The organism is Streptomyces sp. 8N706 (genome assembly GCF_052245415.1).
GTDB lineage: Bacteria > Actinomycetota > Actinomycetes > Streptomycetales > Streptomycetaceae > Streptomyces.
Genome location: NZ_JBQQBW010000177.1, coordinates 1 through 9,410, shown reverse-complemented (window position 1 = coordinate 9,410; position 9,410 = coordinate 1). Strand labels below are relative to the sequence as shown.

At 74.2% G+C, this 9,410-nt stretch carries 1 protein-coding gene; it reads left to right on the top strand.

The window, feature by feature from the left end; all coding sequences use genetic code 11:
• On the top strand, positions 1 to 9,410 hold a 9,410-nt coding region (locus tag ACTWQE_RS32730; protein WP_443332723.1), incomplete at both ends, for an SDR family NAD(P)-dependent oxidoreductase.

Here is a 9,410-nt window from a genome sequence, read left to right as displayed (position 1 = left end):
TCACGGGTCAGGCGGGTGCCGAGCGCGGTGGGACGGTGTTCGTCTTCCCCGGCCAGGGCTCCCAATGGCCCGGCATGGGCGGGGAACTCCTCGACACCGTCCCCACCTTCGCCCAAACCGTCGCCGACTGCGACGACGCCCTGGCACCCCACACCGGCTGGTCCGTCACCGACGTCCTGCGCCGAACCGCAAACGCACCCTCCCTCGACCGCGTCGACATCGTCCAACCCACCCTCTTCACCATGATGGTGGCCCTCGCCCGTACCTGGCAGGCCCACGACGTCCACCCCGACGCCGTCATCGGCCACTCCCAAGGCGAAATCGCCGCCGCCCACATCGCCGGCGCCCTCACCCTCAACGACGCCGCCCGCCTCATCGCCCAACGCGCCGCCGCCCTCCCCCAACTCTCCGGCCACGGCACCATGGCCTCCATCACCCTCCCCCCCGACCACCTCACCCCCCTCCTGCCCCACGGCGTCACCATCGCCGCCCACAACTCACCCACCACCACCGTCGTCGCCGGCGACACCACAGCCCTCCACACCCTCCTCCAACACTGCACCGCCCACGGCATCCACGCCCGCGCCATCCCCGTCGACTACGCCTCCCACACCCACCACGTCGAAACCCTCAAAACCACCCTCCTCGACATCCACCTCACCCCCCAACAAGCAACCATCCCCTTCTACTCCACCGTCACCGGCCACCACATTCCCGACACCACCACCCTCAACCCCACCTACTGGTACAACAACCTCCGCAACCCCGTCCTCTTCCACCCCACCCTCACCACCCTCGCCACCGACCACCACACCCACTACATCGAAACCAGCCCCCATCCCGTCCTGACAACCCCCCTCCAAGACACCCTCTCCTGCGCCACCACCACCCCCACCCTCATACGCAACAAACCCCAACACACCCAACTCCTCCACGCCCTCGCCCACACCCACACCACCGGAACCCCCACCAACCTCACCCCCCACATCCCCACCACCCACCACCACACCCCCCTCCCCACCTACCCCTTCCAACACCAACACCACTGGCCTACTCCTTCTCAGGACAGCGGTGATCCGGAGAGCCTCGGCCTGCGTGCTCTCGCCCACCCTGTCCTCGGGTCGGCGCTCGACGTCGCGCAGTCGGACACCACCGTGTTGACCGGTCGCGCGACGGTGCTGTCGGCCGCGGCGGTGGTGGACCTCGCCGTCACGGCCGCGGACGCGGTCGGCTGCGCCACGATCGACCATCTGCTGGTCGAGGCGCTGCCCGGCGCGGGCGAGGTACGGGTGCAGGTGGTCGTCGAGACGGCAGACGAGGCGGGTCGGCGCGCGCTGACGGCGCACGCCTCCGACGACGGCGACGCCTGGACGCTGTGCGCCCGCGGGACGTTGAGCGACGATGCCGCCCCCAGCCTCCCGGCGGACGACCGTCCCCGGGCCGAGGTCGGGCTGCCCGAGGGCGCCTCGGCTGCCGACGGCTACGTCCTCCACCCCGATCTGCTCGCCGCGGCGACCGCGCGGTTCGGCGACGGTCTCGAAGCCGTCGAGTGGACCGGGCTGCGGATCCACGCCACCGGTGCGTCGACGCTCCGGGTGCGCTGGGCCCCCGCGGGCCCCCGCACCTTCGCATGGGACGCCGTCGATGCCGCCAACCGGCCGGTGCTCGACGCGGAGTCCGTCCGCTTCGGCACGGTGCGGACCATCCAGGGCGTTCCGGCCCGCCGCTGGCTGTTCACCATGGACTGGCGCCCGGTGGCGACGCCGGTCGCCGCCGGTCCGCGGCGCTGGGCCACGGTGGGAACGTTTCCGGCGGAACTTCTGCCCGAGGCGGAGCGGTTCGCGGATCTCGACGCAGTGGCCGTCGGCCCGGACGTGCCGGAGGTCTGCCTGGCCCACGTCCCGCGGACGGAGTCCTCGACCCGGGCCGCGCTGAACCGGGTGCTGGCGCTCGTGCAGCAGTGGCTGGCGGACGACCGGTTCTCGGCCGCCCGGCTGGTCGTGGTGACGGAGGGCGCCGTGACGGCGCCGACTGAGCCCGTGTCGGGCGCGGTGTGGGGTCTGGTACGCAGCGCACAGACCGAACATCCGGAACGGTTCATGCTGATCGATCTCGACGGGGCGGGCACCGAGGCGCTGACGGCCGCCGTGGAGTCGCAGGAGCCGCAACTCGCCATCGAGGACGGTGTGGTGCGGCGGCCCGAGCTGGTGCGCGCGGCGCCCGGTGCGGCCGTCGAATGGGCGCCGGGAACGGTGCTGATCACCGGTGCGTCCGGCGTTCTGGGCGGGCTGCTCGCGCGGCATCTGGTCACCACGCACGGCGTCCGCCACCTGCTGCTGCTCAGCCGACAGGGCGGCGAGGCACCAGGAGCGACCGCGCTCGCCGACGAACTGCGCGCACAGGGCGCCTCGGTGACCGTGGCTGCCTGCGATGTCGCGGACCGTGAGCGGCTTGCCGAGGTGCTCGCCGGCATCCCCGCCGAACACCCCCTCACCGCGGTGGTGCACGCCGCAGGTGCGCTGGACGACGGTGTGGTGACCGAGCTGACGCCGGAGCGGCTCGACCGCGTCCTGGCGGCGAAGGCCGACGGAGCACTGAACCTGCACACCCTGACCGAGGACGCCGAGCTGTCGGCCTTCGTGCTGTTCTCCTCCGTGGCGGGTGTGCTCGGCACCGCCGGGCAGGGGAACTACGCGGCGGCCAACGCCTTCCTCGACACGCTCGCCCGCCGTCGCACCGAAGAGGGCAAGCCGGCCGTGTCCCTGCCCTGGGGACTGTGGTCCGCCCGAAGCGGTCTCACCGGCCATCTCACCGATGGGGATCTGCGCCGTCTCGCCGCGGGCGGCGCGGCGCCCCTGGAGACCGAGGAGGCGCTGGCGCTGTTCGACGGCGCACTGGACGTCGGCTCGCCGGTCGTCGTTCCCATGAAGTGGGAGCCCGCCGCCGACGCGCCACCGCTGCTGCGCGGACTTGTCCGCACCGCCGTGTCCCGGCGGACCGCCGCGGGCACCGCGGTGCCGCAGGGCGCTACCGACGGGTGGGCGGCCCCGCTGGCCGGCCTGGGGGAGGCCGAACAGACGGCGGCCGCCGAGGAACTGGTCCGTACGCACACCGCGGCGGTGCTGGGCCACGCCTCGGCCGAAGCGATCGACGCCGAGCGCGCGTTCAAGGACTTCGGCGTCGACTCGCTCAGTGCGGTGCAGCTGCGCAACGCCCTGGCCGCGGCGAGCGGAGTCGAACTGCCGACCACCGTGGTCTTCGACCATCCGACGCCCGGGGCGCTGGCCCGGTTCCTGCGTGAGCGGGTGCTCGGCGCCGCCCCCCAGGCCGCGCCGGTGCGAGCCGCCGCCGCGGCCGATGAGCCCATCGCTGTGATCGGGATGGCCTGCCGGTTCCCCGGTGGGTCCGACTCGCCCGAGGCGTTCTGGGACATGCTGGCCGACGGGGTCGACGCGATGTCCCCCTTCCCCGCGGACCGCGGCTGGCGGGTCGGTGCGCTGCGCGACCCGGATCGACCGGACACCCTGCTGAGTCGAGAGGGCGGATTCCTGCACGACGCCGGGGAGTTCGACGCCGCCTTCTTCGGCATCAGCCCCCGGGAAGCCGTCGCCATGGACCCCCAGCAGCGGCTGTTCCTGCACGCGGCCTGGGAAGCCGCCGAGCGGGCCCGCATCGCCCCGGACGCGCTGCGCGCCACCGCGACCGGTGTGTACGCGGGCAGCAACGGCCAGGACTACATCAACCTCACCGGCACCCGGGAGAAGGCGGGCGGCGGGTACCTGATCACCGGCAGCTCCGGCAGCGTGCTCTCCGGCCGGGTCGCCTACACCCTCGGTCTGGAGGGGCCGGCGCTGACCGTCGACACGGCGTGCTCGTCGTCGCTGGTGGCGATCCACCTGGCCGCGGAATCGCTGCGCCGCGGCGAATGCGGCCTGGCGTTCGCGGGCGGTGTGACGGTGATGTCCACCCCCGGCGCCTTCCTAGAGTTCAGTCGGCAGGGCGGTCTCGCGGCCGACGCCCGGTGCAAGCCGTTCGCCGCCGGCGCCGACGGGACGGCGTGGGGCGAAGGCGTGGGTGTGCTGCTCCTGGAGCGGCTGTCGGACGCCCGGCGCAACGGCCGGCGGATCCTCGCCGTGCTGCGAGGCTCGGCGGTCAACCAGGACGGCGCCTCCAACGGCCTGACCGCGCCCAACGGCCCGGCGCAGCAGCGGGTCGTCCGCGCCGCGCTGGACGCCGCGGGCCTGGCGCCCACCGACGTCGACGTGGTCGAAGCTCACGGCACCGGAACGCGCTTGGGCGACCCGATCGAGGCTCAGGCCCTGCTGGCCACCTACGGCGTGGGACGCGACCCGGAGCGGCCGCTGCTGCTGGGCTCGGTGAAGTCCAACATCGGCCACACCCAGGCCGCCGCCGGTGTCGCCGGCGTCATGAAGATGGTCCTTGCCATGCAGCACGCCACTGTGCCCGGCACGCTGCACATCGACGCCCCCACACCGCACGTCGACTGGACTGCCGGCAGCATCGAACTGGCCGCACGGACCCGCCCCTGGCCCGAGACCGACCGGCCCCGCCGGGCCGGCGTCTCGTCCTTCGGCATCAGCGGTACCAACGCCCACCTCATCCTCGAACAGGCCCCCGCCCTCCCCGAGGACGACACCGTCGAACCCGCGCCCCGGCTCACCCCCTGGGTGCTCTCGGCCCGGTCCGAGGCGGCGCTGCGGGCGCAGGCGGGCCGGCTGGCGGCGGCGCCCGGATCGGTTGCCGAGGTGGCCCGTTCCCTCGTCGCCACCCGCTCGGCGATGCCGTACCGCGCCGTGGTCACCGGCCGCGACCGGGACGAGACGGGCGCCGCGCTGCGCGCTCTGGCACGCGGTCAGGCGGCACCGAACCTGGTCGCCGGCGACGGGACGGTGCCCGGCCGGACCGCGTTCCTGTTCTCCGGGCAGGGCGCGCAGCGGTCCGGAATGGGCCGCGAACTGGCCGACGCCTTCCCCGTTTTCCGTACCGCGTTCGACGAGGTCTGCGCGGCCGTGGACGATCACGTGGGACGGTCCCTGCGCGACATCGTGTGGGGCGAGGACGAGGCGCTGCTGGACAGTACCGAATTCACCCAGCCCGGCCTATTCGCCTTCGAGGTGGCCCTCCACCGGCTGCTGCGGTCCTGGGGGGTGGCCGCCGACCAGTTGGCCGGCCATTCCATCGGCGAGATCGCCGCGGCGCATGTCGCGGACGTGCTGTCGTTGTCCGATGCCGCGGCCCTGGTGGTGGCTCGTGGCCGCCTCATGCAGCGGCTGCCCGTCGGCGCGATGGTCTCCGTACGGGCCTCCGAGGAGGAGGTCGTCCCGCTGCTCGGGCCCGGAGTCTGGATCGCGGCGGTGAACGGCCCCGCGGCCGTTGTCCTGTCCGGCGACGAGGAGCCCGTCCAGCGGGTGGTCGCGCACCTGGCAGAGCGCGGGGTCCGGCACCGCAGGCTGCGCGTCGACCGTGCCTTCCACTCGGGCCACGTCGACGCGATCCTCCCGGAGTTCGCCGAGGTGCTGTCGGAGCTGACGTTCCACCAGCCGGTGTTGCCGGTCGTCTCGTCGGTCACCGGGCAGCCCGAGCAGGTCTTCGACGCGGCGTACTGGCTGCGCCAGGTCCGCGAGCCCGTCCGGTTCGCCGACGCTCTGGCCACGCTCGACGGCCTCGGGGTCCGGCACCACCTGGAGGTGGGCCCCAGCGGTGTTCTCGCCCCGCTGGTGGAGGGCGATGCTGTGGCTGTCCCGGCGCTGCGGTCGCAGGCGCCGGAGCCGGAGAGCGCCCTCGCCGCCGTCGCCCGGCTGCATGTGCGCGGCGTCGGCTGGGATCCGCTCGCCGCCGCGGACGCCGACCGGGCCCGGCTGATCGACCTGCCCACCTACGCCTTCCAGCCGGAGCGCTACTGGTGGCCGGTCGAGGAGACCGAGGACGGGCGGGAACCGGCCGATGCGCTGCGCTACCGTGTGGCCTGGCACCCGTTGCCGGCCCCGGCCGACGGCCGGCTCGACGGCCGGTGGCTGCTCGTCACCCCGGCCACCGGCGCCGACCGGACCGCCGCGGAGCTGGCCGACGCCCTCGCCGCACACGGCGCCGAGGTGGCAGCGGTGACGGCCGTCGGGGACCGCGTCGACGAGGTGCGCGAGGCCCTCGCCGCGGGGCCCGTCCGCGGCGTTCTGTCGCTGCTGGCGCTTGGCGACACCGGCCTCGGCGACCCGGATACGCCGTCCGGACTCCTGGGCACCGCCGCTCTCGTCCGCCTGCTGGACGAGACCGGGACGGCCGCCCGTCTGTGGTGCGTGACCACCGCTGCGGTATCGACCGCGGACACGGATGCCGTCGTCCATCCGGTGCAGGCCGCGGTATGGGGCCTGGGCCGGGTCGCCGCCCTCGAACACCCTGAGAACTGGGGCGGTTTGGCCGACCTGCCCGCCACCCCCGACCCCCGGGCGGCGCGGCTGCTGGCCGGGCTGCTGGCCGCGGCGAGGGACGAGGACCAGATCGCGGTGCGTACGGCGGGCCTGTTCGCCCGCCGACTGGTCGCCGCCGAACCCACCACCGAACTCACTGCCGCCGAACCCGATCCGGGAGCCGGGACCGTACTGATCACCGGGGGCACCGGTGCGCTCGGTGCCCAGGTGGCCCGTTGGCTGGCCCGGCGCGGCGCCCGGCACCTGCTGCTGGTCAGCCGCCGGGGCGCCGACGCACCAGGCAGCGCGGACCTGGTCGCCGCCCTGGAGGCCGACGGGGCCGAAGTCACCGTCGCCGCCTGCGACGTGGCCGATGCCTCGCAGCTGCGGGCTGTGCTCGACGCCCTGCCCGAAGACCGCCCGCTGACCTCGGTCGTGCACACAGCGGGCGTCCTCGACGACGGGGTGCTCACCACCCTCACGCCCGAGCGGTTCGCCACCGTGCTCCGGCCCAAGCTGCGGGCGGCCGCCGTCCTGCACGAGCAGACACTGGACCAGCCGCTCTCCGCCTTCGTGCTGTTCTCGTCGTTCGCGGGCGCCGTCGGCGGCGCCGGACAGGCCAACTACGCGGCGGCCAACGCCTGCCTCGACGCGCTCGCCGAGTGGCGGCGCGCCGCCGGACTGCCGGCTACGGCCGTCGCCTGGGGGCCGTGGGCGGGCAGGGGTATGGCGGCCACGGACGCCGTCGCGGCCCGGATGGCCAGGACCGGCGTGCTGCCGATGGACGAGGACACCGCGCTCGCCGCGCTGGCCCGCTGCTGGGCCTCCGCCGAGCCGTCCACCCTCGTGGTCGACGCCGACTGGGACGCCTTCGCTGCGAGCGGCACCGCAGCCCGGGCCGGCACGCTCCTCGCCGAGCTGACCACGCCCGCGGTGACCACAGAACCGGCGACAGGGCCGCTGCCCGCGGAGCCGTCCCGGCTGGGAGACCTGGTGCGCAGCCAGATCGCTCGCGTACTGGGGCTGCCCGATCCGGCGGCGGTCGAGCCGCACCGGCCCCTGCGTGACCTCGGCTTCGACTCGCTGACCTCCGTAGAGCTGCGCAACCGGCTCGGCTCGGCCACCGGCCTCGCCCTGCCGAGCACCATCGTCTTCGACCACCCCACCGCCGACGCGCTGACCTGCATGCTCTCCGCCGAACTGACGCCGGAGCAGACCCCTGACGAGGTCCCCGTGCCCACCGCGGGGCCCGACGACGACCCTATCGTGGTGGTGGGCATGGCCTGCCGCCTCCCGGGCGGCGTCACCTCACCCGAGGACCTCTGGGCGATGGTCACCGAGGGCCGCGACGGCCTGGTGCCCTTCCCTACGGACCGAGGCTGGGACGTGGCGGGACTCTACGACGAGACCGGCGAACGGCCGGGCTCCAGCTACGTACGGGTGGGGGGGTTCCTCGACGACGTCGCGGGGTTCGACGCGGACTTCTTCGGCATCTCGCCGCGTGAGGCGCTGGCGATGGACCCGCAGCAGCGCCTGCTGCTGGAAACCTCCTGGGAGGTCTTCGAACGTGCTGGCATCGACCCATCCTCGGTGCGCGGCTCCCGCACGGGTGTCTTCGCGGGCACCAACGGCGGTCACTACGCAGCCCGCCTGCACCGCGTCCCCGAAGACGTGGAGGGCTACCTGGGCACTGGCAACTCCGGCAGCGTCGTCTCCGGCCGGGTGTCCTACGCCTTCGGTCTGGAGGGGCCGGCGCTGACCATCGACACGGCGTGCTCGTCGTCACTGGTCGCCATCGACCTGGCCGTTCAGTCGCTGCGCCGGGGCGAATGCTCGCTGGCGCTGGCGGGCGGAGTGAGCGTGATGGCCACGCCGGAGCCGTTCGTGGACTTCAGCCGGCAGCGCGGCCTCGCGCCGGACGGCCGGTGCAAGCCGTTCGCGGCGGGCGCCGACGGTACGGCGTGGGGCGAGGGCGTGGGCGTACTGCTCCTGGAGCGGCGGTCCGACGCGTTGCGCAACGGCCGGCGGCCGCTCGCCGTCGTCCGGGGGACCGCGGTCAACCAGGACGGCGCCTCCAACGGCCTGACCGCGCCCAACGGATCGGCGCAGCAGCGGGTGATCCGTGCCGCGCTGGCCGCGGCCGGTCTGTCCGCCCCGGACGTCGATGTGGTGGAGGGGCACGGCACCGGCACCCGGCTCGGTGACCCCATTGAAGCCCGCGCCTTGCTGGCCACTTACGGACAGGACCGTGCAGCGCCGCTGCTGCTGGGCTCGGTGAAGTCCAACATCGGCCACACCCAGGCCGCCGCCGGCGTGGCGGGCGTCATCAAGATGGTGCTCGCCATGCGCCACGGCCTGGTGCCCGCGACGCTGCACGTCGACGAGGTGACCCGGGAGGTCGACTGGTCGTCGGGCGCGGTGGACGTGGTGGCCGAGGCGTGCGCCTGGCCGGAGGCGGGGCGGGTACGCCGGGCCGGGGTGTCGTCGTTCGGCATCAGCGGCACCAACGCGCATGTGATCCTGGAGCAGGCACCCGAACCCGCCTCGCCCGCGCCCCCCGGCCCCGCTGCCGCACCGGCTGGTGACGCGGCGGTGCCGTGGGTGCTGTCGGCCCGTACCCCGGGGGCGCTGCGCGATCAGGCCCGGAGGCTGGTCACGACCACCCAGCTACCGCAGGACGTCGCCCACTCCCTCCTCACCACCCGCGCCACGCTGCCGCATCGCGCGGTGGCTATCGGCCGCACCCGCGACGAGCTCGACGCGGCACTGCACGCCCTGGCGGACGGTGCGGACGCGCCGAACCTGGCGACCGGCAGCGGTACCGCTCCGGCGGCCGCGGCGTTCCTCTTCTCCGGACAGGGCTCCCAGCGCCCCGGCATGGGCCGCGGCCTGGCCGACGCCTTCCCCGCCTTCCGGGCGGCCCTGGACGAGGTCTGTGCCGCTTTCGACGGCGTGCTGGAGCTGCCGTTGAGGGAGGTGATGTGG